Origin of the sequence: Bradyrhizobium sp. 2TAF36 (assembly GCF_052114925.1) — a bacterium.
GTDB classification, from domain to species: domain Bacteria; phylum Pseudomonadota; class Alphaproteobacteria; order Rhizobiales; family Xanthobacteraceae; genus Bradyrhizobium; species Bradyrhizobium barranii.
In genome coordinates, this window is record NZ_JBFRFR010000076.1 from 37,990 (window position 1) to 63,830 (window position 25,841).

24 protein-coding genes are annotated in these 25,841 nt (G+C 65.2%); 14 read left to right on the forward strand and 10 right to left on the reverse strand.

The window, feature by feature from the left end:
• The first annotated feature begins 63 nt into the window (after positions 1–63).
• Positions 64–1,698, forward strand: a complete 1,635-nt coding sequence (locus AB4Z51_RS34745; protein WP_354079804.1) for an alkaline phosphatase family protein — start codon at positions 64–66, stop codon at positions 1,696–1,698.
• A 134-nt stretch (positions 1,699–1,832) separates the two neighbouring features.
• Here the strand turns inward: AB4Z51_RS34745 and AB4Z51_RS34750 are convergent, their stop codons facing one another.
• Positions 1,833–2,798: a Bug family tripartite tricarboxylate transporter substrate binding protein gene (locus tag AB4Z51_RS34750; RefSeq protein WP_085399700.1), complete on the reverse strand. Its 966-nt coding sequence runs from the start codon at positions 2,796–2,798 to the stop codon at positions 1,833–1,835.
• A gap of 195 nt (positions 2,799–2,993) precedes the next feature.
• Between AB4Z51_RS34750 and proB the strand changes: the two genes are divergently transcribed.
• Positions 2,994–4,115, forward strand: coding sequence for a glutamate 5-kinase (gene proB / locus AB4Z51_RS34755; protein ID WP_441498917.1), 1,122 nt, complete (start codon positions 2,994–2,996; stop codon positions 4,113–4,115).
• A gap of 19 nt (positions 4,116–4,134) precedes the next feature.
• On the opposite strand, the gene AB4Z51_RS34760 is transcribed toward proB, so the two are convergent.
• Both AB4Z51_RS34760 and AB4Z51_RS34765 read right to left on the reverse strand, forming a co-directional pair.
• A complete protein-coding gene (locus AB4Z51_RS34760) occupies positions 4,135–4,431 on the reverse strand; it encodes a type II toxin-antitoxin system RelE/ParE family toxin (protein WP_063980434.1) in 297 nt (98 codons plus the stop codon).
• A complete protein-coding gene (locus tag AB4Z51_RS34765; protein WP_063980433.1) occupies positions 4,421–4,699 on the reverse strand; it encodes a type II toxin-antitoxin system ParD family antitoxin in 279 nt (92 codons plus the stop codon). The genes AB4Z51_RS34760 and AB4Z51_RS34765 overlap by 11 nt, the downstream gene beginning before the upstream one ends.
• Before the next feature lie 194 nt (positions 4,700–4,893).
• Between AB4Z51_RS34765 and AB4Z51_RS34770 the strand changes: the two genes are divergently transcribed.
• From AB4Z51_RS34770 to AB4Z51_RS34810, 9 genes are all read left to right on the forward strand, one after another.
• Positions 4,894–6,189 (forward strand): glutamate-5-semialdehyde dehydrogenase, encoded by a 1,296-nt coding sequence (locus AB4Z51_RS34770; RefSeq protein ID WP_441498918.1) that lies wholly within the window; start codon positions 4,894–4,896, stop codon positions 6,187–6,189.
• 23 nt (positions 6,190–6,212) lie between these two features.
• Positions 6,213–6,857, forward strand: coding sequence for a nicotinate-nucleotide adenylyltransferase (locus tag AB4Z51_RS34775; RefSeq protein ID WP_085399703.1), 645 nt, complete (start codon positions 6,213–6,215; stop codon positions 6,855–6,857).
• 208 nt (positions 6,858–7,065) lie between these two features.
• Positions 7,066–7,422 (forward strand): ribosome silencing factor, encoded by a 357-nt coding sequence (gene rsfS / locus AB4Z51_RS34780; RefSeq protein ID WP_014490594.1) that lies wholly within the window; start codon positions 7,066–7,068, stop codon positions 7,420–7,422.
• Positions 7,423–7,515: 93 nt separating this feature from the next.
• Positions 7,516–7,998 (forward strand): 23S rRNA (pseudouridine(1915)-N(3))-methyltransferase RlmH, encoded by a 483-nt coding sequence (rlmH, locus tag AB4Z51_RS34785; RefSeq protein WP_135215820.1) that lies wholly within the window; start codon positions 7,516–7,518, stop codon positions 7,996–7,998.
• 32 nt (positions 7,999–8,030) lie between these two features.
• Positions 8,031–9,368, forward strand: coding sequence for a murein hydrolase activator EnvC family protein (locus tag AB4Z51_RS34790; RefSeq protein ID WP_441498923.1), 1,338 nt, complete (start codon positions 8,031–8,033; stop codon positions 9,366–9,368).
• Complete coding sequence (locus AB4Z51_RS34795) at positions 9,365–10,720, forward strand: S41 family peptidase (RefSeq protein WP_014490597.1); 1,356 nt, start codon at positions 9,365–9,367, stop codon at positions 10,718–10,720. Before AB4Z51_RS34790 ends, AB4Z51_RS34795 begins: the two co-directional genes overlap by 4 nt.
• A 145-nt stretch (positions 10,721–10,865) precedes the next feature.
• Positions 10,866–12,089, forward strand: coding sequence for a divergent polysaccharide deacetylase family protein (locus AB4Z51_RS34800; RefSeq protein ID WP_085399706.1), 1,224 nt, complete (start codon positions 10,866–10,868; stop codon positions 12,087–12,089).
• Between the two features lie 72 nt (positions 12,090–12,161).
• A complete protein-coding gene (locus AB4Z51_RS34805) occupies positions 12,162–12,665 on the forward strand; it encodes an RNA pyrophosphohydrolase (RefSeq protein WP_063980427.1) in 504 nt (167 codons plus the stop codon).
• Between the two features lie 63 nt (positions 12,666–12,728).
• On the forward strand, positions 12,729–13,229 hold the full coding sequence (locus AB4Z51_RS34810) for an RNA pyrophosphohydrolase (protein ID WP_063985996.1): 501 nt from the start codon (positions 12,729–12,731) through the stop codon (positions 13,227–13,229).
• Between the two features lie 136 nt (positions 13,230–13,365).
• Here AB4Z51_RS34810 and AB4Z51_RS34815 read toward each other — a convergent pair whose 3' ends face one another.
• The 6 genes from AB4Z51_RS34815 to AB4Z51_RS34840 all read right to left on the reverse strand — a co-directional run bounded on the left by AB4Z51_RS34815 (position 13,366) and on the right by AB4Z51_RS34840 (position 20,274).
• On the reverse strand, positions 13,366–15,024 hold the full coding sequence (locus AB4Z51_RS34815; RefSeq protein ID WP_085399707.1) for an adenylate/guanylate cyclase domain-containing protein: 1,659 nt from the start codon (positions 15,022–15,024) through the stop codon (positions 13,366–13,368).
• Between the two features lie 149 nt (positions 15,025–15,173).
• Positions 15,174–15,581, reverse strand: a complete 408-nt coding sequence (locus tag AB4Z51_RS34820; protein WP_071908637.1) for a F0F1 ATP synthase subunit epsilon — start codon at positions 15,579–15,581, stop codon at positions 15,174–15,176.
• 89 nt (positions 15,582–15,670) lie between these two features.
• The gene (gene atpD, locus AB4Z51_RS34825) at positions 15,671–17,113 is read right to left on the reverse strand and encodes a F0F1 ATP synthase subunit beta (protein ID WP_441498919.1); all 1,443 of its coding nucleotides are present in this window, start codon (positions 17,111–17,113) and stop codon (positions 15,671–15,673) included.
• A gap of 54 nt (positions 17,114–17,167) precedes the next feature.
• Positions 17,168–18,043 (reverse strand): F0F1 ATP synthase subunit gamma, encoded by an 876-nt coding sequence (locus tag AB4Z51_RS34830; RefSeq protein WP_063980423.1) that lies wholly within the window; start codon positions 18,041–18,043, stop codon positions 17,168–17,170.
• Between the two features lie 141 nt (positions 18,044–18,184).
• Positions 18,185–19,714 (reverse strand): F0F1 ATP synthase subunit alpha, encoded by a 1,530-nt coding sequence (gene atpA / locus AB4Z51_RS34835; protein WP_063980422.1) that lies wholly within the window; start codon positions 19,712–19,714, stop codon positions 18,185–18,187.
• The gene (locus tag AB4Z51_RS34840) at positions 19,714–20,274 is read right to left on the reverse strand and encodes a F0F1 ATP synthase subunit delta (protein WP_063980421.1); all 561 of its coding nucleotides are present in this window, start codon (positions 20,272–20,274) and stop codon (positions 19,714–19,716) included. The genes atpA and AB4Z51_RS34840 overlap by 1 nt, the downstream gene beginning before the upstream one ends.
• Before the next feature lie 635 nt (positions 20,275–20,909).
• Here AB4Z51_RS34840 and AB4Z51_RS34845 point away from each other — a divergent pair.
• A complete protein-coding gene (locus AB4Z51_RS34845) occupies positions 20,910–21,419 on the forward strand; it encodes a septal ring lytic transglycosylase RlpA family protein (protein WP_028150468.1) in 510 nt (169 codons plus the stop codon).
• A 236-nt stretch (positions 21,420–21,655) separates the two neighbouring features.
• On the opposite strand, the gene AB4Z51_RS34850 is transcribed toward AB4Z51_RS34845, so the two are convergent.
• Positions 21,656–23,866, reverse strand: a complete 2,211-nt coding sequence (locus AB4Z51_RS34850) for a primosomal protein N' (RefSeq protein ID WP_085399708.1) — start codon at positions 23,864–23,866, stop codon at positions 21,656–21,658.
• Positions 23,867–23,989: 123 nt separating this feature from the next.
• On the opposite strand from AB4Z51_RS34850, the gene AB4Z51_RS34855 reads away from it, so the two are divergent.
• Both AB4Z51_RS34855 and AB4Z51_RS34860 read left to right on the forward strand, forming a co-directional pair.
• Positions 23,990–24,955 carry a tyrosine recombinase XerC gene (locus AB4Z51_RS34855; RefSeq protein WP_085399709.1) on the forward strand — a complete coding sequence of 322 codons (966 nt, stop codon included), beginning with the start codon at positions 23,990–23,992 and terminating at the stop codon, positions 24,953–24,955.
• 88 nt (positions 24,956–25,043) lie between these two features.
• Complete coding sequence (locus AB4Z51_RS34860) at positions 25,044–25,634, forward strand: DUF4337 domain-containing protein (RefSeq protein WP_085399710.1); 591 nt, start codon at positions 25,044–25,046, stop codon at positions 25,632–25,634.
• Positions 25,635–25,841 lie beyond the last annotated feature (207 nt).

Genomic DNA, 25,841 nt, shown 5'->3' on the forward strand with positions numbered 1-25,841 from the left:
CCGCTTGTCTTCGCTGGCGCGATAGCGCAGCATTAAAAGATCAAGAAACGGCAGGGGCGAAGCATGGCGCGCGCGAAGAACGTTCTCTGGATCATGTGCGACCAGCTTCGCTACGACTATCTCGGCTGCACCGGCCATCCCACGCTGAAAACGCCCAACATCGACGCCATGGCCAAGCGTGGCGTGCTCTTCAGCAAGGCGTATGTGCAGTCGCCGATCTGCGGCCCGTCGCGGATGTCGTTCTACACCGGGCGCTACATGCGCTCGCACGGCTCGCACTGGAACGGCTGGCCGCTGCGCGTCGGCGAGCCCACGCTCGGCGACCACCTCAAAAAGATCGGCGTGCGCAACGTGCTGGTCGGCAAGACCCACATGGCGCCCGATCTCGAGGGCATGAAGGCGCTTGGCATTCCGCCGGAATCGATGATCGGCGTGCACGTCGCCGAATGCGGGTTCGAGCCTTATGAGCGTGACGACGGCCTGCATCCGACGGGACGGCCGCGCCCGAAATACGATGAGTACCTGCGCAGCCAGGGATTCGAGGCGCCCAATCCCTGGGAGCATTGGGCGAATTCAGGCGCAGCGGACGACGGCTCCCTGCAGAACGGCTGGCTGCTGGTGCATGCCGACAAGGCCGCGCGCGTGCCGGACGAGCATTCCGAAACGCCCTACATGACGCGGCGCGCGATGGACTTCATCAGCGAGGCCGAGACCGACGGCAGGCCGTGGTGCCTGCACCTGTCCTACATCAAGCCGCACTGGCCCTATATCGCGCCCGAGCCCTATGCGAGCATGTATTCGACCGATGACATGATCCCGGCGATCCGCTCCGAGCGCGAACGCCAGAATCCGCATCCGGTGTTCGGCGCCTACATGGACATGCGCTACTCCCGCAACATGGCGCGCGACGAGGCTCGCGAGAAGGTGATCCCGACCTATATGGGCCTGATCACCCAGATCGACGACCAGATGGGCGTGCTGATGAAGTTTTTGGAGGCGCGCGGCCTGCTGGACACCACCATGATCGTGTTCACGTCCGATCATGGCGACTATCTCGGCGATCACTGGATGGGCGAGAAGGATCTGTTCCACGAACAGTCGGCGAAGATTCCGTTGATCATCATCGATCCGTCGAAGGAAGCCGACGCCATGCGTGGCACCCGCAGCGACGCGCTCGTGGAAGGCATCGATCTCGCGCCGACCTTCGTCGATTATTTCGGCGGCAAGGTGCCGGGCCACATCCTCGAAGGGCGCTCGCTGCTGCCGCTGCTGCGCGGCGAGAGGCCGTCCGACTGGCGCACGGTCGCGTTCTCCGAATACGACTACGCCATGCAGGATGTGCGGCTGAAGCTGAACCAGCCGATCGAGCGCTGCCGCCTGTTCATGGTGTTCGACGGCCGCTGGAAATACATCCACGCCTCCGGCTTCCGTCCGATGCTGTACGATCTCGAAGCCGATCCGGACGAGTTTCTGGATCGCGGCGACGATCCGGAGTGTGCCGGCATCATCGCTCGCCTTCAGGCCGAGCTGTTCGACTGGGCGCTGCATCCCAACGACCACATCACCACGCCGCGCGAGAAGATCGCGAACTATGCCGACAACCAGCTCCAGGTGAAGGGCGGGATCCTGATCGGTGTCTGGGACGAAGCCGAGCTCGCGTCGATCAAGGACGGGATCGCGCAACGCGCGAAGCTCTAAAACCCCTCATGGTGAGGAGGCGCGACAGCGCCGTCTCGAACCATGCAGGCCCCGCTGCTACAGCCGGGCCTTTCATCCTTCGAGATGCCGCTCCGCGGCTCCTCAGGATGAGGGGATAGAGTAGCGCGCGGCGTTCAATTCTCGATCTTGTACCCCGTCGCCTTCACGATCGGCTGCCAGAACGCCGTGTTCGCGGCGAGCTCCTTGGTCAGCCCATCCGCATTGCTGCCGACCGGGATCAGCCCGATCGCGGTGAGCTTCTCATTCACCTCGGGCCTGGCGAGCGCAGCGCTTGCGGCTGCGCCGAGCTTGCTGGCGAAGTCCGGCGGGCTGCCGGCGGGGAGCCACATGCCGTACCAGGCGTCCGCGACGAGATCGATGCCGCTCTCCTTCAGTGTCGGCACCTCGGGTGCGAAGGGCGAACGCTCCGCGCTCGCGACCGCGATGATCTTCACGCCCTTGGCGCGGTGCTGCGGCAGCGCATCGGCCAATGTCACGATGCCGAACGACAGATGGCCGCCGATGAGATCGTTGAGGATAGGCGCGCTCCCGCGATAGGGCACGCGGGTCAAGGGAATGCCGAGATCCTTCTCGAGCTTGGAGCCCATGAAATGCGGAATGGTGCCGTTGCTCGGCACCCCGAACGACGTCTTGTCCGGATGCGCCTTCAGCCACGCCACGAATGACTTGAAATCGGCAGCGTCAATCGCCGGGCCGATCACGACTGCGAATTCGAACCGCGCCAACAGCGACACCGGCATGAAATCCTTCGCCGTGTCGAAGCTCGGCGTCGTCTCCACCATCGGCAGCAGGTACATGGTCGGCCCGGTCGTCACCAGCACCATGCTGCCGTCGGCACTCGCGCCCTTCACCGCCTTGATACCGATCTGGCCGTCGCCGCCGGTACGGTTCTCGACGACGATGGTCCGTTGCAGCGCCGGCGCCATCTCCTGCGCGATCAGCCGGCACAGCGTGTCGCCGCCCGCTCCCGCCGCGAACGGGAAGATCATCTTTGTCAGCCCGGCCTGCGCTTGCGATCCGCCCGCCTGCGCCAACAGCGGCAACCCGAGACATCCGGCGATGAAGTTGCGGCGATCCATCGGTTTCCTCTTTGAGCCCATTATGGTTGGCGACAATTAGAGCCAGGCGAGCGTCCCGGACAAGCGCCGTTTACCATTTCGGCCGCCTTGCGCCGGCCATCGTCCTGCTGCAAAAGCAGGCCTTAACCGGCGCCGCCTGTCGCTCCGCCGTTTCCGATGCAGAGCAGTCCGTCACACGCGCCAACACATACACACATGCCCAGCCCCGAACTCAGTCAATTCCGCCGCATCGTCGTCAAGGTCGGCTCCGCCCTGCTGGTCGATTCCGACAAGGGCGAGGTGCGCGCCTCCTGGCTCGCCGCGCTCGCCGACGACATGGCCAAGCTGCATCGCGAGGGCCGCGACGTGCTCGTCGTCTCCTCCGGGTCGATCGCGCTCGGCCGCAGCCGGCTGAAATTGCCGCGTGGCCCGCTGAAGTTGGAGGAGAGCCAGGCGGCCGCCGCCGTCGGCCAGATCGCGCTAGCGCGGATCTGGTCAGAGGTGCTCGGCGCCCACGGCATCGGCGCGGGGCAGATCCTGGTCACGCTCCAGGACACCGAGGAGCGCCGCCGCTATCTCAATGCGCGCTCCACCATCGGCAAGCTGCTGGAATGGCGCGCGATCCCCGTCATCAACGAGAATGACACGGTCGCCACCAACGAGATCCGCTACGGCGACAATGATCGCCTCGCCGCGCGCGTCGCCACCATGGCGAGCGCCGATTTGCTGGTGCTGCTGTCCGACATCGACGGGCTCTACGATGCCCCGCCGAAGAACAATCCGAACGCAAAACTCATTCCCGTGGTCGACAGCATCTCCTCGGAGATCGAGGCCGTGGCAGGCGACGCCGAGTCCGAGCTGTCGCGCGGCGGCATGCGCACCAAGGTCGAGGCAGCCAAGATCGCGACCACAGGCGGCACGCATATGCTGATCGCCTCGGGCAAGATCGAGCATCCCCTGCAGGCGATCGCCGACGGCGGCCGCTGCACCTGGTTCCTGACGCCGGCCAACCCCATCACCTCGCGCAAGCGGTGGATTGCGGGCACGCTGGAGCCGAAAGGCACGCTGACCATCGATGCCGGCGCCGTGACGGCGCTGCGTGCCGGCGCCAGCCTGCTGCCGGCCGGCGTGATCAAGGTGGAAGGCCAGTTCGCCCGCGGCGATGCGGTGATCGTGCGCGGTCCTGATACCAGCGAGGTCGGCCGCGGCCTGATCGCCTACGATGCCGAGGTCGCCGAACGGATCAAGGGCCGCTCCTCCCCGGACGTGATGGCCATCCTCGGCATCAGCGGGAGGTCCGAGATGATCCACCGCGACGATCTGGTGGTGCGTGGGTAAGGACGAGCAAGTCCGCCAACTATTGCATGTCGTCAGAGCCGATATCCTGGCGGCCGTGCATCACGCGGACGATCTCGACTCCATCGGGCAGCGGGACATAGAAGATCACGTAATTGCCAACGGGGAAGCTGCGCAGGCTGTCGCGCAATTCTCGCCGTTCGCGGCCAGCCAAGGGATTTTCCACGAGCATCTCGAAAATCTCGCCGATGCGCGCGATCTGCTTGTCGGCCGCCCGAACGCTGTCCGACGCGATGAAATCCCAGATCGAATCTAGATCTTGGTCGGCTTGTGGGGCCTTGCGGAATCTATTCGCCACGTTTGCGCGCGGCCAGTCGCTGCCGTCCCCGCGCCTTGATGTCGTTCATCCATTCCTGGACATCGACCTCTTCCATTGGTCCGCTGTCAAACCCCTTCTGGATTTCCTCCCGCAGCGCCTCCAGCTTGACCCTGCGCCGCTCTTCACGCTCCTCGACTAGGCGAAGGCCTTCGCGCATGACCTCGCTCGCGGTGGCATAGCGGCCGCTCTCGACCAGATCGTCGATCAGGTCCTCGAAATGCTTTCCAATGCTGTAGCTGCTCGCCATGGAACGGCTCCGTTATCAAGTAATGATATTTATTGATATTTGAGCGCCTCGCAAGGATCCGTCCGGCCTCGGGGGCAACCAGGCCATTGGCCGACCGGGCGGCGCGAACCGGGCCCCAGCCATACCCTCCCGACCCTTCGCAGACGCGGGATTTCCGTGCTAGGACACTGCCTTAGCAGAAGGTTGAACTCTCCATGGCCGCCCCCCTCAAAGCCGTCGACGGCAATGCCGATCTCCAGGCGCTGATGTCCGATCTCGCCGCCCGTGCCCGCGCTGCCGCGCGCGTGCTGGCGCTGGCGCCGCCGGAGCAGAAGAACCGGGCGCTCGAGGCCATGGAGCGGGCGATCCGCGCGAACTCTGCCGCGATCCTTGCCGCCAATGCCGAGGACGTCGCGGATGCCCGGGCCTCGGGCACCATGATCGCCTCCTTCATCGACCGCCTGACACTGACACCTGCGCGCGTCGAGTCGATGGCCGAGGGCATCGGTATCGTGCGCGGCATCGCCGATCCGATCGGCATCGTCACCGAGAGCTGGCAGCGGCCGAACGGCATGACCATCGAGCGCGTGCGCGTTCCGCTCGGCGTCGTCGGCGTGATCTTCGAGAGCCGGCCGAACGTTGCGGCGGATGCCGGCGTGCTGTGCCTGAAATCCGGCAATGCCGTGATCCTGCGCGGCGGCTCCGACAGTTTTCGTTCGTGCCGCGCGATCCATGAATGTCTCGTCCAGGGCCTGCGTGACGCCGGGCTCCCCGAAGCGGCGATCACGCTGGTGCCGACGCGCGACCGCGCGGCGGTCGGCATGATGCTGTCAGGGCTGGACGGCGCCATCGACGTGATCGTTCCGCGCGGAGGCAAGAGCCTCGTCGCGCGCGTCGAGCAGGAGGCCCGCGTGCCCGTGTTCGCGCATCTCGAAGGCGTCAACCACGTCTATATCGATGCCAGCGCCGACCTCGCCATGGCGAAGTCGATCGTGCTCAACGCCAAGATGCGCCGCACCGGCGTCTGCGGCGCGGCCGAGACGCTGCTGGTCGATCGCGCCGCCGCCGCCAAAAACCTGAAGCCGCTGGTCGAGATGCTGATCGAGGCCGGCTGCGAAGTGCGCGGCGACGACGCCGTGCAGAAGACCGATGCGCGCGTCAAGGCTGCCAGCGAAGACGATTGGGACACTGAATATCTTGACGCGATCATCGCGGCGAAGGTGGTGGACGGTGTCGACGGCGCGATCGCGCATATCCAGAACCACGGCTCGCATCACACCGACGCGATCGTGAGCGCGGATGAGGCTGCTGCGAGGAAATTCCTGAGCGAGGTCGATTCCGCGATCGTGCTGCACAATGCCTCAACGCAGTTCGCCRATGGCGGCGAGTTCGGTTTCGGCGCCGAGATCGGCATCGCCACCGGCCGATTCCACGCCCGTGGTCCGGTTGGCGCCGAGCAGCTCACGAGCTTCAAATATCGCGTCCACGGCACAGGTCAGACGCGGCCGTAAGTCATGTCGCGAGGCGTGGGGCATTGAGTAACAATTTCGTCGCGCCACGTTTCTTCGCGCAGGCCATTCCGCCCTACACCGAAGGCATGCGCGTCGGCCTGCTCGGCGGCTCGTTCAATCCGCCGCACGAGGCCCATCGCGCCATCAGCCAGTTCACGCTGAAACGCCTCCGACTCGACCGCGTGTGGTGGCTGGTGACGCCGGGCAATCCACTGAAGGAGAACGGCACGCTGCATGAGCTCGGCGCGCGCATGCAGGCCGCGCGCGACGTCGCCGACGATCCCAGGATCGAGGTGAGCTGTCTCGAATCCGTCATTCGTACCCGCTATACTATCGACACGATCAACACCTTGCGCCGCCGCCTCAGCGGCCTGCGCTTTGTCTGGATCATGGGCGCCGACAATCTCGCTCAATTCCATCGTTGGCAGCACTGGCGGCGCATCGCCGACCAGGTGCCGATTGCGGTCATCGATCGCCCGCCGCAGAGTTTTCGCGCCCTCGCCTCGCCCGCTGCCCAGGCCCTTGCACGCTACCGCGTGCCCGAGACGGACGCGGCATTGCTTCCGGATCGGCCGGCGCCGGCCTGGGTCTTTCTGACGGGGTTGAAACTGAACCTGTCCTCGACCGGCTTGCGGAACCCGGACGGGAGCTGGAAAGGTCCGAAGTGAGACGGAGTGTGTGGACGTTGTGGGGATTTCGGACTCTCTGGCATATTGAAACCCTTAACCCCACATGATGTAGTGTAACCAGTGAGCGTCGGATTCGGCGTTCGCGATACAGTGAAAGGAATGGTCCCTGACCACATCTGTATTGTCCAAGTCTGTTTTACCCAAGGTAGCGAAACCGGCGCGTAAAACATCGACCAAAGCTGCGGCCTTGAAGGCGCAACCCGACGCCGACAAGACGCTGAGCCTGATCCTCTCCCGCCTCGACGACATGAAGGCGGAAGAGACGGTCACCATCGACCTTCGCGGCAAATCGGCGTACTCCGACTACATGATCGTTACCACCGGCCGGGTGAACCGGCATGTCGGCGCGATCGCGGACAACGTCGCCAAAGGCCTCAAGGAAAACGGCATCAGGAACATCCACGTCGAGGGCTTGCCCAATTGCGACTGGGTGCTGATCGATTCCGGCGATGTGATCGTGCACGTGTTCAGACCCGAGGTCCGCGAGTTCTACAATCTCGAGAGATTGTACACCCAGGGCCCTGGGGCGGCGAAGGCGATCTAGGCTCATCGAGCCGATTTCGAATCGGCTGACGCGCATGCTAGCGTCGTGCGCGCGCATATTGCGCGCGGTCTTGAAACACGACCTGAAGATATCATGCGCGTTGCGGTCATTGCGGTGGGCCGGCTGAAGCAGGGCCCCGAACGGGAGCTTGCCGACCGCTATTTCGAGCGGTTCGACGAAGCCGGCCGCAAGCTCGGATTCCGCGAGCTCAGCATCCACGAAATCCCCGAAAGCCGCGCGCGCGACACCGCGACTCGGATGGCCGAAGAGGCCGCGGCGATCGGTGCTCATATCCCGGAAAAATCGATCCTGGTGGCGATGGACGAGCGCGGCCAGAATCTCGACTCCACCGTATTCGCACGGCACCTCGGGCGCTGGCGCGACGAGGGTGCCGGACATACTATCTTCGTGATCGGAGGGGCGGACGGACTTTCGCCCGAATTGCGCCGTAAGGCCAAGCTCGCGATCGCGTTCGGCTCTGCGACCTGGCCGCACCAAATGGTCCGCGTCATGCTTCTGGAACAGCTTTATCGGGCCGCCACCATTCTGGCCGGCCACCCCTATCACCGCGCGTGATGCGCGCACAACGAGCACCTTTGCGTAAAGCGATGCGAGCGCCGATCCTCAACCTGCTGCTGATCGCCRGCGTCACGGGCGCAAGCCTCGCGCAAGCTCAGACGCAAGGTCAGACAATTGCGCCCGCGCCACAGACGGCGGCTGTCTCGCCCGATGCAATCAAGCAGCGCGAGCAGGAGCTCGAGGCCGCCCGCGCGAGGCAGAAGAGCGCCGAGGAAGCGCAGGCCAAGCTCAAGGCCGAGATCACCTCGCTCGGCCAGGACCGCACCCAGCTCAATCAGCAGCTGATCGATACCGCAGCCAATGTGCGGACCGTCGAGACCAAGATCGACGAAGCCGAAGCGCGGCTGCGCTCGCTCAACGGCCGCGAGCAGCAGATGCGCACCTCGCTGGAGTCGCGCCGCGCCGACATCGTCGAGGTGCTGGCGGCCCTGCAGCGCGCCGGCCGGCGCACGCCGCCGGCGCTGTTGGTGCGGCCAGAAGATGCGCTGCAATCACTGCGCACCGCCATGCTGCTCGGCGCCGTGGTGCCGGAATTGCGCGGCCGCGCCGAGAAGCTCGCGGGCGACCTCGGCGAGCTCGTGGCCTTGCGCAAGAACATCGCCGCCGAACGCGACCAGCTTGCCATCGACCGCGACAAGGTCCGCAACGACCAGACCCGGCTTACCGCCCTGGTCGACGAGCGGCAGCGCCAGCAGGCGTCGCGTGAAAAGGATCTCGACGCCGAGAACTCGCGCGCCATCGCGCTCTCCAGGCAGGTCGGCGATCTCCAGGGGCTGATCACCAAGATGGAGCAGGATCTGCAGAGCGCCGCCAAGGCCGCCGAGAAGGCGGCCGAGGCCGCCAAGCAGGCCGAGGCCAAGGCGGCCGCCAGTGCCAAGCCCGGTCCGGGCACTTTCAAGGACCGGTCCCGGACCACCCCGGCGATCGCCTTCGCCGCGGCCAAGGGGCTCCTGCCACTGCCGGTTAACGGTAACAAGATCAGGGATTTTGGCGGTTCCGATGGGGTCGGCGGTGTCCAGAAGGGCATTTCGCTGGCAACCAGGCCCGGCTCCCAGGTCACGACGCCGTGTGATGGCTGGGTTGTCTATTCCGGCCCGTTCCGCAGCTATGGACAACTCTTGATCCTCAACGCCGGGGGCGGGTATCATGTCCTGATCGCCGGGATGGAGCGCATTTCGGTTAACATCGGTCAGTTTGTGCTCACGGGGGAACCGGTCGCGACCATGGGGTCGACCTCTCAAGTCGCCTCCATTCTCGCCACGAACGCGAGTCAACCTGTGCTGTATGTCGAGTTCCGTAAGGACGGCACTCCAATCGATCCAGGCCCATGGTGGGCCGCAAATGAAGGCGAGAAGGTTCGCGGATGATGCGCAAGACTTCAGTTATCCTCCTCAGCGCGGCCACCGGTGCTGCGCTGACGCTGTTCGTGACCCAGCCGCGCGCGGTCTTCATGGGCTCCAGCGCGCGAGCCGCAACTGCAGACACCTATCGCCAGCTCAATCTGTTCGGCGATGTGTTCGAGCGCGTGCGCTCGGACTATGTCGAGAAGCCCGATGACACGAAGCTGATCGAATCCGCCATCAGCGGCATGCTCACCGGCCTCGATCCGCATTCGAGCTACATGGACGCCAAGAGCTTCCGCGACATGCAGGTGCAGACCCGCGGTGAGTTCGGCGGCCTCGGCATCGAAGTCACGATGGAGGACGGCCTGATCAAGGTGGTCTCGCCGATCGACGACACCCCCGCTTCGCGCGCCGGCGTCATGGCCAACGACATCATCACCAATCTCGACGACGAAGCCGTGCAGGGCCTGACCCTGAACCAGGCGGTCGAGAAGATGCGCGGTCCGGTCAACACCAAGATCAAGCTCAAGATCATCCGCAAGGGCCAGGACAATCCGATCGACGTCACCCTGGTGCGCGACAACATTCGCGTCCGCTCGGTGCGCGCGCGCATCGAGGCCGACGACATCGCCTATATCCGCATCACCACCTTCAACGAGCAGACCACCGAAGGCCTGAAGCGCGAGGTCGCCAACCTCTCGAATCAGATCGGCGACAAGCTCAAGGGCTACATCATCGACCTCCGCAACAACCCGGGCGGCCTGCTCGAGGAAGCGGTCACCGTCTCCGACTCGTTCCTGGAGAAGGGCGAGATCGTCTCGACCCGTGGCCGCAATGCCGAGGAGACCCAGCGCCGCACCGCGCATGCGGGCGACCTCACCAAGGGCAAGCCTGTCATCGTGCTGGTCAATGGCGGTTCCGCTTCGGCATCGGAAATCGTCGCCGGCGCGCTGCAGGACCACAAGCGCGCGACCATCGTCGGCACGCGCTCGTTCGGCAAGGGCTCGGTGCAGACGATCATTCCGCTCGGCTCTGGCAACGGCGCGCTGCGCCTGACCACGGCGCGCTACTACACGCCGTCGGGCAAGTCGATCCAGGCCAAGGGCATCGTGCCCGACATCGAAGTGCTCCAGGACGTGCCGGACGAGCTGAAGTCGCGCACCGACACCAAGGGCGAGGCTTCGCTGCGCGGCCATCTCAAGAACGACGGCGACGAGAAGACCGGCTCGCAGTCCTACGTCCCGCCGGACGCCAAGGACGACAAGGCGCTCAAGCTCGCGGACGATCTGCTCCACGGCATCAAGAACAGCGCCTCCGCGGCGCCGACGCCGGGCGACAACAAGGCCACGACCGACAAGCCCAAAGCGGCGAACTAAGTCGGCGCGTCATCTCATCTCTCGAAAAGGGCGGCTCCGGGAGCCGCCCTTTTTGCTTGGGGCTCCTGCTACCCCCGGCCTATCCCGGCCTGCCGCCGCTTGACCTCGGCGTGGTATCGTCGGCGGGAGTGATTCGGGATCTCGCATGACTGAAACGGCCGATGATCTGAGCGCCCCGCTCGGACAGGACAAGCCGCGCCGGAAACGGCGGCTGCGGCTGCCGTTCACAGCCATGCAGGCCCTCGCGGTCATGCTCGGCCTGTTCCTGGTCGCCTTCGCCGGCTTCGCCGTCTTCAACAAGGATCCGCTCGGCGGCGAGCCGATGACGCGAATTGCGATCCGCGAGCCCAGGGCCACCGACGAGAAGCCGGCCGCCGCGAGCCCTGGCCAGGAGAGCAAGCCGGAGAGCAAGCACGAGGCCAAGGAGGCGCCGAAGCAGGCGGGCGAGCAGAAGACCGTCACCATGATCGACGGTTCCACCGGCACGCGCCACGACGTGGTGATCGGTGGCGGCGATGCCGCCGACAAAGGCGACGCGGCGGCCGCCTCCGCCCCACCGCCCGTCATGACCGGGATCGACCCAAAACTGCTGGAAAAATCGCGCTACGGCATGATCCCCGTGACGGCCGAGGGCGCGAAGCCGTTCAACGTCTACGCGGCGGATGCCGACCGCGCCAAGGCGGCGAAGATGCCCGTGGTCGCGATCCTGATCGGCGGCCTCGGCGTCGGCGCGGCCAAGACCACCGACGCGATCATGCGGCTGCCGCCGGCGGTGACGCTGGCCTTCACGCCCTATGGTGCCGACCCCGGCAAGCTCGCCGAGCGGGCCCGCGCCCAGCGCCACGAGATCTTCCTCCAGATCCCGATGGAGCCCTACGACTTCCCGGACAACGACCCGGGCCCGCAGACGCTGCTGACCTCGCTCACCACCGACCAGAACATGGACCGCCTGTACTGGCACCTGAGCCGGATGCAGGGCTATGCCGGCCTCACCAATTTCATGGGCGCCCGCTTCGTGGCGACCGACGCCGCGATGCAGCCGATCATCCGCGAGGCGGCCAAGCGCGGCCTCGGCTTCTTCGACGACGGCTCCTCGCCGCGCAGCATCGCGCCCCAGGCCGCGGGCAGCCAGGCGATGCCGTTCGGCAAGGGCGATATCGCGATCGACGTGGTGCCGACCCCGGCAGAGATCGACCGCGCCCTGAACAAGCTCGAATCAATGGCGCGCGAGCGCGGCGTCGCAATCGGCACCGCCTCCGCCCTGCCGGTCTCGATCGAGCGCATCAGCAGCTGGACCAAGACATTGAGCGACCGTGGTATCCTTTTGGTGCCGTTGACAACCGCGATGCTGAAATCAAAATCTAGCTAAATCAACGGATTGGTATGTTACGGGCCCTCGGGACCGGCATACCCACCAAAAGCACGCGAGAGGTCTGGCGGAATGGCACGTTACGAGGATCTGCCCTACCGTACCTGCGTCGGTGTGATGCTGATCAACATGAAGGGTCTGGTGTTCATCGGCCGCCGCGCCGGTGGCATCGAGCATGTCGACGACGCCCATGTCTGGCAGATGCCGCAGGGCGGCGTCGATCCCGGTGAGGACACCTGGGATGCCGCCAAGCGTGAGCTCTATGAGGAGACCAGCGTGCGCTCGGTCGAGCGGCTCGGCGAGGTCCCGGACTGGCTCGTCTACGACATCCCGCGCACGGTTGCCGGGCGCGCCTGGAAGGGCCGCTATCGCGGCCAGCGCCAGAAATGGTTCGCGGTCCGGTTCACCGGCAAGGACAGCGAGATCAATGTCGAGAAACCCGGCGGCGGCCACAAGGCCGAGTTCGTGAGCTGGCGCTGGGAGCCGATGAAGAACCTGACCGGTTTGATCATCCCGTTCAAGCGCCCGGTCTATGAGCGCGTGGTGAAGGAATTTTCCGCGCTGGCGGATGAATAAATCAAATCGTCATCCCGGGTTCGGTGCTAATGCATCGCCGGAATGACGATGAAAGACGCGCGCGTGACCAATCAAAAACCCTACCGTCCCAACGTGGGGATCGCCCTCTTCAATGCCGATGGCCGCGTGCTGATCGGCCACCGCTTCAAGGGCGACGGCCCCGAGATCATCCTGCCGGGCCTCGACTGGCAGATGCCGCAAGGTGGTGTCGATGAGGGCGAGAACCTGCGCGATGCGGCGCTGCGCGAACTTTGGGAAGAGACCAGCGTCAAGAGTGCGGACTATCTCGGCGAGACAGACTGGCTGACTTACGAGTTCCCGCCCTATGACGGGCCGCAGACGCACCGGCTGGCGAAGTTCCGCGGGCAGCGCCAGAAATGGTTCGCGCTGCGCTTCACCGGTCGCGATGACGAGATCGATCCGCTGACGCCGCGCAACGAACAGCCCGCGGAGTTCGACGCCTGGCGCTGGGAGCGGCTCGACCGCGTCACCGAGTTCGTGGTGCCGTTCCGTCGCGACGTCTACCGCGCGGTCGCGCAGCAGTTTGCGCCCTTCGCAAACTAAAACCGCGAAAACAACCCCATGCACAGTAGCCGGCGATTGCAGGCGCGGTGGGCGGTGGTCGTTGCGAAGTTTTTGAAGCGTCGGAGAGAATCGGCCGCACGGCGCAATCGTCGTGCCGGCCTATGTCCAGCAAGCTCTAATTGGTCGGTCCGACCGTGAACGGGCCGATCGCGATGACGTGGCAATCGCTGTCGCGCTTGGCGCAGTCGGCGAGCGCGGAATTGACGGCGGTCTGCTCGTCCGCGGCCTTCAGGCCGAGGCCCGGCCGGCCCGCGGTCCCGACCGCGACTGCGTTCCAGCCCATGCCATCGGCGAGCTTGCGCACGACCTCGGCGCGCGCGTCGGCGGCGATCGAGGCGTTGGAAGCGGCATGGAAGAAGCCGGTGATCCTAAGCAGGGTCGGGATCGGCACGACGAAATTGTCGTCGACCGCGACGATCAGACAGGCCATGCCGGCGATGGCGCCGCACGATTCCAGCGAACGCCGCGCCGAATCGTCGACGGATGACGCGCCCAGCACCATGAAATATTGACCGCCCGGCCCGAGCGCGATCGCGCGGGATTTCGCCGCCGGCACGAACATGTTCTCGAGCCGGACTTTTGCCGGATCGCGCACCATAGGAAAATCTTTCGGCACGAAGGCCCGCTCGGTCATGGCGTCGTGGCGCACCCAGGGCTGCGGCGGCATCGGCGGCTTGCCGTGCGTGTAGACGACGTCGTTGCCGACCGCATAGAGCTCGCAGCGCCGCGGCGATTGCGCGGCATCGGCGCGCTTCTGGCATTGCTCGAGCGCCATGTTGCGCGCGGCTTCCTCGGTCGGCTGGTTCAACGCCGCGCCTGTGAAGCCGCCGATATTGAGCGCGAAGGCCTTGTAGTCGCCGGAGGCGGAATAGTCGCCGGCCAGATAGTTGCGGATGCGCTCGTTGATGAAGGGCACGCTGTCGACGGCAAGCTTGCCTGACAGCGGCGCGGCGGATGGCGAGGGCGCAGGCATCGGCGCCATCGCAGCGCCGGCTGGGCTCATCGGAGCCATCGGCGCCTTTGCCATCTGGGTCGGCATCGGGCTCGGCGCCACGGCATCTGCCGGCGCTGCGCTCGGCGTCGCGGCCGGCGCGGCCGCGGCGGTGACCGCCTGCTTGAGCTTGGTGTTGTAGAGGAAGCCGGTGACAAGGATGGCGACGACCGAGACGACGGCGACCACCAGCGGCCACATCCACACCGGTGCCGCGGCCAGCTTGGAGGCGGGCTTCTTCACTTTCGGCGTGGCGTAAGTGCCGTCCTCGCGCCGCATCGCCACCATGTAGGCGTGCACCGGCGTCGGGATGTTCTTGACCTCCTGCGCGCCGATGTCGGCGAACTGCACCGACAGCTTGTTGGCGACCTGCTCGTGCACGGCGCGGGAGACGCAGATGCCGCCGACCTCGGCGAGGCCTTCGAGCCGGGCGGCGATATTGACGCCGTCACCGAGCAGATCGCCGTTGCGCTCGACCACGTCACCGATGGTGATGCCGATGCGGAACGACATCTGCCGGCTCGGCGGATAGGCCATGTTGCGGGTTCGCAGGGATTCCTGGATGTCGATCGCGCAGCGCACCGCATCGACCGCGCTCGGAAATTCCGCGAGCACGGCGTCGCCCGCCGTGTTGAAGATGCGTCCGTTGGCTTTCGCGATGAAGTCGTCGATGACCTCGCGATAGGAGGCGAGACGCCGCAGCGTCTCCTCTTCGTCTTCCGCGACCAGTCTTGAGTAACCGGCAATATCGGCTGCGAAAATCGCTGCGATCTTGCGTTTCATCTGCTGCCAGCCCCGAAACAAATTCGCGGGCGCAGAATGCCGCTATCGGCGGCGCGGTGCAACAAAGTTTCAGCGCCCGCCACTTCCGTGACGAGCGCTGAACCTGTTCAGGAATTTGTAGCTTGAGCCCCGGAGCAGTGCACCGGGGCTTAGTGCATAGCCGTGCTGTTGAGCTGCTGCTGGATGCTCTTGAAGTGGTCGAGCCGCTCGATGGCCTGATCGAGCTCGCCGCCTTCGTGCTCCTTCAGGCCGTCTTCCATCTCGGAGATGGTCGCGGCGAACTGGGCACGGTCGAGTTCGTCGAGCGACGTCGCGACGTCGGCGAGCACGGTGAGGCCCTTCTCGGAGACTTCGGCGATACCGCCGAGCACGATGATCTTCACGTGCCTGCCGCCCGTGGTCACGGTGAGGATGCCGGGCCGGATCGCAGCCACGACCGGCGCATGTCCCGCCAGCACGCCGAAGTCACCCTCGACGCCGGGGATATCGACCTGATCGACCTGACCCGAGAATGCGAGCTTTTCCGGCGAGACGAGATCGAAGTGGATGGTGGCCATTGGAAACCTGCGAATGGTGAGTAGCGAACGCGCGAGTGGCGAGCAGCGAATGGCGAATAGATTCTACTCGCCATTCGCTATTCGCCAGCTTAGGCGGCTTCCGCCGCCAGCTTCTTGCCCTTCTCGACTGCCTCTTCGATGGTGCCGACCATGTAGAAGGCTGCTTCCGGCAGGTGGTCATACTTGCCTTCGCAGAGGCCGCGGAAGCCCTTGATGGTGTCCGCGAGGTCGACGAACTTGCCGGGCGAGCCGGTGAAGATTTCGGCGACGTGGAACGGCTGCGACAGGAAGCGCTSGATCTTGCGGGCGCGGGCCACCGTCAGCTTGTCCTCTTCCGAAAGCTCGTCCATGCCGAGAATGGCGATGATGTCTTGGAGCGACTTGTAGCGCTGCAGCACCTGCTGGACCTGACGCGCGGTGTCGTAGTGCTCTTGGCCGACGACGAGCGGCGAGAGCATGCGCGAGGTCGAGTCGAGCGGGTCCACCGCGGGGTAGATGCCCTTTTCCGAGATCGCGCGGTTCAACACCGTGGTCGCGTCCAGATGCGCGAACGAGGTCGCGGGCGCCGGGTCGGTCAAGTCGTCGGCCGGAACGTAGATGGCCTGCACCGAGGTGATCGAGCCCTTCTGCGTGGTGGTGATGCGCTCCTGGAGCGCGCCCATGTCGGTGGCGAGCGTCGGCTGATARCCCACMGCCGAAGGAATACGGCCGAGMAGMGCCGACACTTCCGARCCRGCCTGSGTGAAGCGGAAGATGTTGTCSACGAAGAACAGMACGTCCTGACCCTGGTCGCGGAAGTGCTCGGCGACGGTGAGACCGGTGAGGCCGACGCGGGCGCGGGCGCCCGGCGGCTCGTTCATCTGGCCGARCACCAGCGCGCACTTGGATTTCACGCTCGGATCCGGATTGTGCGGATCGGCGTTGACCTTGGACTCGATGAACTCGTGATAGAGGTCGTTGCCTTCGCGGGTACGCTCGCCGACGCCGGCGAACACGGAGTAACCACCGTGCGCCTTCGCGACGTTGTTGATCAGCTCCTGAATCAGCACGGTCTTGCCGACGCCGGCGCCGCCGAACAGGCCGATCTTGCCGCCCTTCGCATACGGAGCAAGAAGATCGACGACCTTGATGCCGGTGACGAGAATTTCAGCTTCGGTCGACTGGTCGGTGTAGCTCGGCGCTTCCTGGTGGATGGCGCGGAGACCTTCGGACTTGATCGGGCCGGCTTCGTCGATCGGCTCGCCGATCACGTTCATGATGCGGCCGAGCGTACCGTCACCCACCGGAACCGCGATCGGCTGGCCGGTGTCGGTCACTTCCTGGCCGCGCACCAGACCTTCGGTCACGTCCATCGCGATCGTACGGACGGTGGACTCACCGAGATGCTGCGCAACTTCCAGCACGAGGCGGATGTTGCCGTTCCGGGTTTCCAGCGAATTGAGAATGGCGGGCAGGTGGCCCTCGAACTGCACGTCGACGACGGCGCCCATGACCTGGGTGACGCGACCGACCTGGTTAGCTGCTGTAGCCATGAATAGCTCTCCTTCGAAATTCTGGACTTGAACGACCGTCGTTTGGTTCGTGCGTCAGACCGCCTCGGCGCCGGAGATGATCTCGATCAGCTCCTTGGTGATCTGGGCTTGACGGGTTCGGTTGTAGATCTGGGTTTGCTTGCGGATCATTTCGCCGGCATTGCGGGTGGCGTTGTCCATCGAGCTCATCTGCGCGCCATAGAACGAAGCGTTGTTTTCCAGCAGCGCGCGGAAGATCTGCACCGCGATGTTGCGCGGCAACAGGCCGGACAGCAGTTCGTCCTCCTCCGGCTCGTAATCGTAGGACGTCGTCGGCGCGTTCGCCGCCTTTTCCTCGACGACCAGCGGGATGATCTGCTGCGCGGTCGGGATCTGGGCGATCACCGACTTGAACTGCGCGTAGAACAGCGTGCAGACGTCGAACTCACCGTTGTCGAAACGGGCCAGCACCTTCTTGGCGATGTCCTCGGCGTTGACGAAGCCGAGCTGACGAACGCTACGCAGGTCGAGGTGCTCGACGATCTGCTTGTCGAACAGGCGGCGGAGCTGCTCATAGCCCTTGCGGCCGACACAGAAGAATTTCACTTCCTTGCCCTGCGCGATCAGCGCCTGGGCGCGCTCGCGGGCGAGGCGCACGATCGAGGAGTTGAAGGCGCCGGACAGACCGCGCTCGCCGGTGCAGACCAGCAGCAGGTGGACCTGGTCCCTGCCGGTGCCGGCCAGCAGCGCCGGCGCGCCGGGCGAACCCGCAGCGGCGCTGGCGATGTTGGAGATCACCGCGCTCATCTTGTCGGCATAGGGCCGCGCCGCCTCGGCCGCTTGCTGGGCACGGCGCAACCTCGACGCCGCGACCATCTGCATCGCCTTGGTGATCTTCTGCGTCGCCTTGGTGGAGGCGATGCGGACGCGCATGTCTTTAAGTGACGCCATTCTTCGTCCCCGACGATCCGACCCTTTGGCCTGATCGCAAACCTATCCAGTCGTCATGCCCGGGCTCGCCCCGGGCATCCACGCGGTGCCTCACACGCCGTTAGACGTGGATGGCCGGGACAAGCCCGGCCATGACGGCATTTACGCGAAGCTCTTCGCGAAGCCTTCGACCACCGACTTCAGCTTGGCGGCGGTGTCGTCGGAGAGATCGCGGCTGTCGCGGATCGCGTTGAGGATCTCGGCGTTCTTGCCGCGCAGCAGCGACAGCAGACCGTCCTCGAACGCGCGCACCTTGTTGAGCGGGAGCGGATCGAGATAGCCGTTGGTGCCGGCCCAGATCACGCAGACCTGCTCTTCCATCTTCAGCGGCGCGAACTGCGGCTGCTTGAGCAGCTCGGTCAGGCGCGAACCGCGGTTGAGCAGGCGCTGGGTCGAGGCGTCGAGATCGGAGCCGAACTGCGCGAACGCCGCCATTTCGCGGTACTGCGCGAGCTCGCCCTTGATCTTGCCGGCGACCTTCTTGGTGGCCTTGGTCTGCGCGGACGAACCGACGCGCGACACCGACAGACCGACGTTCACCGCGGGACGGATGCCCTGGAAGAACAGGTCGGTTTCCAGGAAGATCTGGCCGTCGGTGATCGAGATGACGTTGGTCGGAATGTAGGCCGACACGTCGTTGGCCTGGGTTTCGATGACCGGCAGCGCCGTCAGCGAGCCCGAGCCCTGGTCCTTGTTCAGCTTCGCCGCGCGCTCGAGCAGGCGGGAGTGCAGATAGAACACGTCGCCCGGATAGGCTTCGCGGCCCGGCGGGCGGCGCAGCAGCAGCGACATCTGACGGTAGGCGACGGCCTGCTTGGACAGATCGTCATAGATGATGACGGCGTGCATGCCGTTATCGCGGAAGTACTCGCCCATGGTGCAGCCGGTGAACGGCGCGATGTACTGCATCGGAGCCGGATCCGAAGCGGTGGCGGCGACGATGATCGAGTACTCGAGCGCGCCCTGCTCTTCCAGCACCTTCACGAACTGGGCGACGGTCGAACGCTTCTGGCCGATCGCGACGTAGACGCAATACAGCTTGATGTTCTCGTCCGGCTGCGCGTTGAGCGGCTTCTGGTTCAGGATGGTGTCGAGCGCGATCGCGGTCTTGCCGGTCTGACGGTCGCCGATGATCAGCTCGCGCTGGCCACGGCCGATCGGGATCAGGGCGTCGATCGCCTTGAGGCCGGTCGCCATCGGCTCGCTCACCGACTTGCGCGGAATGATGCCGGGCGCCTTGACGTCGACGCGCATGCGCTTGTCGGCCTGGATCGGGCCCTTGCCGTCGATCGGGTTGCCGAGCGCGTCGACGACGCGGCCGAGCAGGCCCTTGCCGACCGGCGCGTCCACGATGGCGCGGGTGCGCTTGACGGTCTGGCCTTCCTTGATCTCGCGGTCGGCGCCGAAAATAACGATACCGACGTTGTCGGTTTCGAGGTTCAGCGCCATGCCGCGGGTGCCGTTCTCGAATTCGACCATTTCGCCGGCCTGGACGTTGTCCAGACCATAGACGCGGGCAATACCGTCGCCGACGGACAGCACCTGTCCGACTTCGGAGACTTCAGCTTCCTGGCCGAAATTCTTGATCTGGTCCTTCAGGATCGCGGAAATTTCCGCGGCGCGGATGTCCATCAGCCTGCCTCTTTCATCGCGTGCTTGATCGAATTGAGTTTGGTGCGAAGCGAACTATCGATCATGCGGCTGCCAAGCTTGACCACGAGGCCACCGATGATCGAGGGATCGACCTTCACGTTGAGCGCGACGTCCTTGCCGGTCACCGACTTCAGGGCAACCTTGAGGGCGTCGAGATTCTTGTCCGAAAGCGCCTCCGCCACGGTGACGTCGGCCGTCGTCTCGCCCTTGAACCTGGCGACGAGGGCGCGATAGGCGCGAATGACGTCAGCCACCGCGAACAGGCGGCGGTTGGCGGTCAGGACTTTCAGGAAATTGGCGGAGATGCCGGCGATACCCGCCTTGTCCAGCACGGCCGAGAGGGCCCTGGACTGGGTATCGGCCGCAAACACCGGGCTGCGGACGAGGCGCGTCAGATCGGCGCTTTCGCTCAGCAAGCCCTCGAATTTATCGAGATCGGCTTTGACCTCGTCGACCACATTCTGGTCGCGGGCCAGTTCAAACAAGGCCGTTGCATAACGGCCGGACACACCGGAAACGGACGTATCTTCTGCAGCCACAGACGCGCTCTTTTTGCTGTCAAACTCGCAAGGGAAAAACCGTCGCCACAAAGCGGCGCCAAGCGATCCAAGCCCTTGGAATTCAAGCGGGACTTCGATTTTCGGCCGACACGGGAGGTGCCGGGTCCGTTAAAATCGCGGCTTTGCTAACATAGCAGGCGCGCACGTGCAACATGACGCCAAATTAAAGGCACGACCTTCTGTCGCCAGTTCGTCGCAGCCGACGGCACCGCGGTAGCGGCCTGCCACGTCGCGGAATGACGCGCCCCCTCGGCGGCATCGCGGCCATTCGTTCCTGCCCTCAGCGCATAGCGGCCATGAACACGGATCGCTGAGGCGTGAGTCGGACGTGACGAGCGGCCTCCCCTGAATACTTTCCTAATTCTAAACATGAAGTATAATGACCTTGTTTTACAGTATTAGTGAGTAATAAAATAGTTAAAGAATTGTTAAAGCGAAAGATTCCAGAACATTGGCTGCAACATTGATGCCAATCACAGAATATTTCATGACGACACAGAATGGATTTACTGCCCAATTCACGCCTCATTAGGAATCGAAACGCGATCCCGCTCACAGACTTACGGGGGCTCCACTTGCCACATATGTGGCAATACTAGATTAGGGACCACTAAATGCTGTCTTTGAAGACGCTGGGCTCCGTGCCCCGGCCGCGCACGGCGATCGCTTTCGTTGCCGCCACTCTCCTCGTCGGTGGAACCGCCACCGAAGCTTCTGCCAAATCCCGGCATCACCACCGGTACTCTCACCATCATCACCGCCACCACGCCCAGAGCGATGCCAACACGACCTCCGATTGGCGCAACGCCAACGCGTCGATGACGCCGTCGTCGGGCACGGGCCGCAGCTTCTCCGGCATGGCCTCCTATTATGGCAACGAGTCCGGCAGCCGGACTGCGTCGGGCCAGCGCTTCAACCAGAATGCCATGACCGCGGCTCACCGTTCGCTGCCGTTCGGCACCAAGCTGCGCGTCACCCATGGCGGCTCGAGCGTCATCGTCACCATCAATGACCGTGGCCCGTTCATTCGCGGCCGTGTCCTCGACCTCTCCACGGGCGCTGCCCGCGCCATCGGCCTCACCGGCGCCGGCGTCGGCCGCGTCACCGCGGAAGTCGTCTCCTAAGGCGCCACCAGCGCCTCACCGACAAAGCGCAAATCTCGCCATCGTCCGCGGACGTGTGAGCGGCGAGACCAGTTCGGGCGAAACAAGCCCGCCGTCTTGGGGGACGGCGGGCTTTTTGTTTGCCCCGTCATTCCGGGGCGATGCGTAGCATCGAGCCCGGAATCCATCAGGCCGTAGAGTTGGTGGATGAATGGATTCCGGGTTCACGCTTCGCGTGCCCCGGAATAACGGGGGAACTACAAAAAGCTCTGCGGGTCGACGTCGACTTCGAGCTTTTGATTGCCCTTCGGCTTCGGGCAGACGGCCAGCCAGTTGCGCAAATAGTCCGACAGATCGAAACCGCGCGCCGATTTCACCAGGATGCGGAAACGGTAGCGGCCCTTGATCACGGCGAGCGGGGCCTCCGCCGGTCCCAGCACCACGACGCGCTCGTCGCGCGGTGCGAGCGCAACGAGGCGGCGGCCCAAACCTTCGGCGCTCGGACGGTCGCCTGCCGAAATGATCAGGCTCGCGAGCCGGCCGAACGGCGGATAGAGCGTGCGCTCGCGCAGATCGATCTCGCTGTCGTAGAAGGCCTCGCGGTCGCAGGCGATCAGCGCCTTCATCACGGGATGATCGGGCTGGTGGGTCTGGAGATAGCCGACGCCGCGGCCCTGCTCGCGCCCGGCACGGCCGATCACCTGGTTGAGCAGCTGCCAGGTGCGTTCCGACGCGCGCGGATCGCCGTTGGACAGGCCCAGATCCGCATCGACCACGCCGACGAGATTGAGCCGCGGAAAGTTGTGGCCCTTGGCGACGAGCTGCGTGCCGATGATGATGTCGACGCGACCCTCCGCGATCTCGGTAAGCTCGGAGCGCATCGTCTCGATCGAGGTGATGAGATCGCTCGACAGCACCATGGTGCGCGCCTCGGGGAACAGCGCGGCCGCCTCCTCCTGCAAGCGCTCGACGCCCGGCCCGACCGCGACCAGCGATTCCTCGGCCGCGCAATGCGGGCAGGTCTGCGGGCGCGGCATCGAGAAGCCGCAATGGTGACAGACCAGCCGCTGGCGGAAGCGGTGATCGACCAGCCAGGCATCGCAGATGGTGCAGGCGAAGCGATGGCCGCAGGCACGGCACAGGGTCAGCGGCGCATAGCCGCGGCGATTGAGGAACAGCAGCGCCTGCTCGCGCTTTTCAATCGCTTTTCTGATCTCGGAAGCGAGCCGCGGCGAGATGAAGCGGCCGCGCGCCGGCGGCTCGCGGCGCATGTCGATGGCCTCGATATGCGGCATGTGCTGGCCGCCGAAGCGCGAGGGCAGCGCGATGCGCTGATAGCGGCTCTTGCGCGCATTGACCTCGGATTCGACCGACGGCGTGGCGGAGGCCAGCACGATCGGGATCTTTGCGATATGCGCGCGGACCACCGCCATGTCGCGGGCGTGATAATGCACGCCCTCGTCCTGCTTGTAGGCCTGGTCGTGCTCTTCATCGACCACGATGAGGCCGAGATTGGCGTAAGGCAGAAACAGCGCCGAGCGCGCGCCGACCACGACCGGCGCACTGCCGTCGGAGATCGCGGCCCAATTGCGCGCGCGGGTGCGCGGCGTCAGCTCGGAGTGCCATTCGATCGGCCGCACGCCAAAGCGCTGCGCGAAGCGGTCGAGGAACTGGCCGGTCAGCGCGATCTCCGGCATCAGGATCAGCGATTGCTTGCCGCGGCGGATGGTCTCTGCAATCGCCTCGAAATAGACCTCGGTTTTGCCCGAGCCGGTGACGCCGTCGAGCAGCGCAACGTGAAAGGTGCCGTTGGCGGCGAGCGCGCGCATCGCATCCACCCCGGCGCGCTGGAGCGGTGAAAAATCCGGCTGGCCAAAATCCGGATCGGGTGCCGGCGGCGGCGGAGGCGGCGGCATCGGCTCGACCGTGAGCGTGCCTTCGTCGACGAGGCCGTCGATCACGCCGGCCGAGACGCCGGCTTCCTTGGCCGCTTCGGACTTGCCGTGCAGCAGGCGATCCGACAGCAGCTCGATCACGCGCTGCCGCGCCGGCGTCAGCCGTCGCGGCGGATCGCCGACCAGGCGCACACCGGCGCGCACCCGCTCCGGGCCGAGATTCTCGCCCATGCGCAGGCACATCCGCAGCACCATGCCGCGCGGGCTCAGCGTGTAATTGGCGACCCAGTCGACGACCGAGCGCAGCTCAGGCTTCAGCGGAGGAAGATCGAGCTTTTCGCTGACCTCCTTGAGCCGGTTGTGCAGGCGCGGGTCGGGATTGGCGTTCTCCGCCCAGACCACGGCCAGCACCTCGCGCGGGCCGAGCGGCACGCCGACGAGATCGCCCGCCTTCAGCTCCATCCCCCGCGGCACCTTGTAGGAATAGGTCTGGTCGAGCGCGACCGGCACCAGCACGTCGACCATGCGGGTCGCGTTGGCGGGGGTGATCGTGCTGCGCGACGAATGATCCATCAAAGGTCTTTGGAGGGAGAATCGGAACCTTGGGGCCTTGAAGCTAACGCCCCCGGGCGGCCTTAGCTAAGAGTAAACGGGTGTGATGCGATATACTGAGTGGAATCATTACGTCCAGAGCGCATGAGCAAAGCCGCGGCCCCATTAATCGAGCTCGCCAGCGCCGATCCCTCGATCGCGCAGGAGATGACGCGCTGGCTGTCGCATCTCGGCGCCGAGCGGCGGCTGTCGCCGAAGACGCTGGAGGCCTATGGCCGCGACCTGCGGCAATGCCTGGACTTCCTTTGCGCCCATTGGGGCGAGCGCGTGACGCTGGCGCGCTTTGCCGCGCTGGAAGCCACCGACATCCGCGCCTTCATGGCGATGCGCCGCGCCGACGACATTGCCGGCCGCTCGCTGATGCGCGCGCTGGCGGGCCTGCGCTCGTTCGGCCGTTTCCTCGAACGCGAAGGCAAGGGCAAGGTCGGCGCACTCTCGGCTATCCGCGCGCCCAAGGTGGCCAAGACTTTGCCGAAGCCGCTGCCGATGGCATCCGCAAAACGTCTCGCCGACGCCGACGAGCGCGCCGGCGAGGAACGCGAGACGTGGGTTCTGGCCCGCGATGCCGCGGTGATGGCGCTGCTGTATGGCTCGGGCCTGCGCATCTCCGAAGCGTTGGGGTTGAAGCGCCGCGAGGTGCCGCGTCCCGGCGAGGGCGACGTGCTGATCGTGACCGGCAAAGGCAACAAGACCCGCATGGTGCCGGTGCTGCAGAACGTGCTCGCGCTCGTGCAGGAATACGTTGCGATGTGCCCCTATCCGTTGCCGGCGGAAGGCCCGATCTTCCTCGGCGCGCGCGGCGGCCCGCTCAGCCCGCGCATCATCCAGCTGGCGATGGAACGGCTGCGCGGCGCGCTCGGCCTGCCCGACAGCGCGACGCCGCATGCGCTGCGACACTCCTTCGCCACGCATCTGCTCTCGCGTGGCGGGGATTTGCGCGCAATCCAGGAGCTGCTGGGTCACTCCTCGCTCTCGACCACGCAGATCTACACCGGTATCGATTCGGAGCGGCTGCTCGAAGTCTATGCGAACACGCATCCGCGGCGATGAACCTGACATGAAGCTGTCATAGCGCGCGTGCCTCTTGCGCGGCGCCCGCGGTTCGGTCAATCGTGGGGAACCGCGACTGGAGGGAATCATGAGCGCACACGAAAGCATGGAGCATGCCGAACACGCCGAGCACGCGTCCGGATCGAACAAGAAGATCGCTCTTCTGATCGCCGTGCTGGCGCTGTTCCTGGCGATCTCCGAGACGCTCGGCAAGGGCGCCCAGACTGAATCGATCAGCAAGAACGTCGAATCCGCCAATCTCTGGGCGTTCTTCCAGGCCAAGACCATCCGCCGCACCGTGGTGCTGACCGCGTCCGAGCAGGGCAAGCTCACGCTGGCCGCCACCACCGACGACCTCCTGAAGGCGACGGTGCAGAAGCAGGTCGACGACTGGACCAAGACCGCGCAGCGCTACCGCTCCGAGCCCGAGACCGGCGAAGGCACCGAGCAGCTCGCCGAGAAGGCCAAGCACGCCGAGCACGAGCGCGACGAGGCGACCGCGAAATATCATCACTTCGAGCTGGCCTCCGCCGCCTTCCAGATCGGCATCGTTCTGGCCTCGGCCACCATCATCACCGGCATGATCGCGCTCGCCTATGTCGCCGGCGTCCTGACCCTGGCCGGCCTCCTCATGACCGCGCTCGGCCTGTGGTGGCCGCATCTGGTGCATTTGCATTGAGGGGCTGATGCGGGGCGCATAAGGCCAAAAACATCGACGCTGTCATGCCCCGGCTTGATGTTTAGCCCGGACAGATCACTGACGGGTGTTCGGAGACATAGCTGACACATCAACATTGGCTGGATTGGTCCGATTCGGGAGGCCGTCCATGCCTTGGAGCGAGGTGTCAGTGATGGATCAGCGCCACGAGTTTGTGCGGCTGGCTTT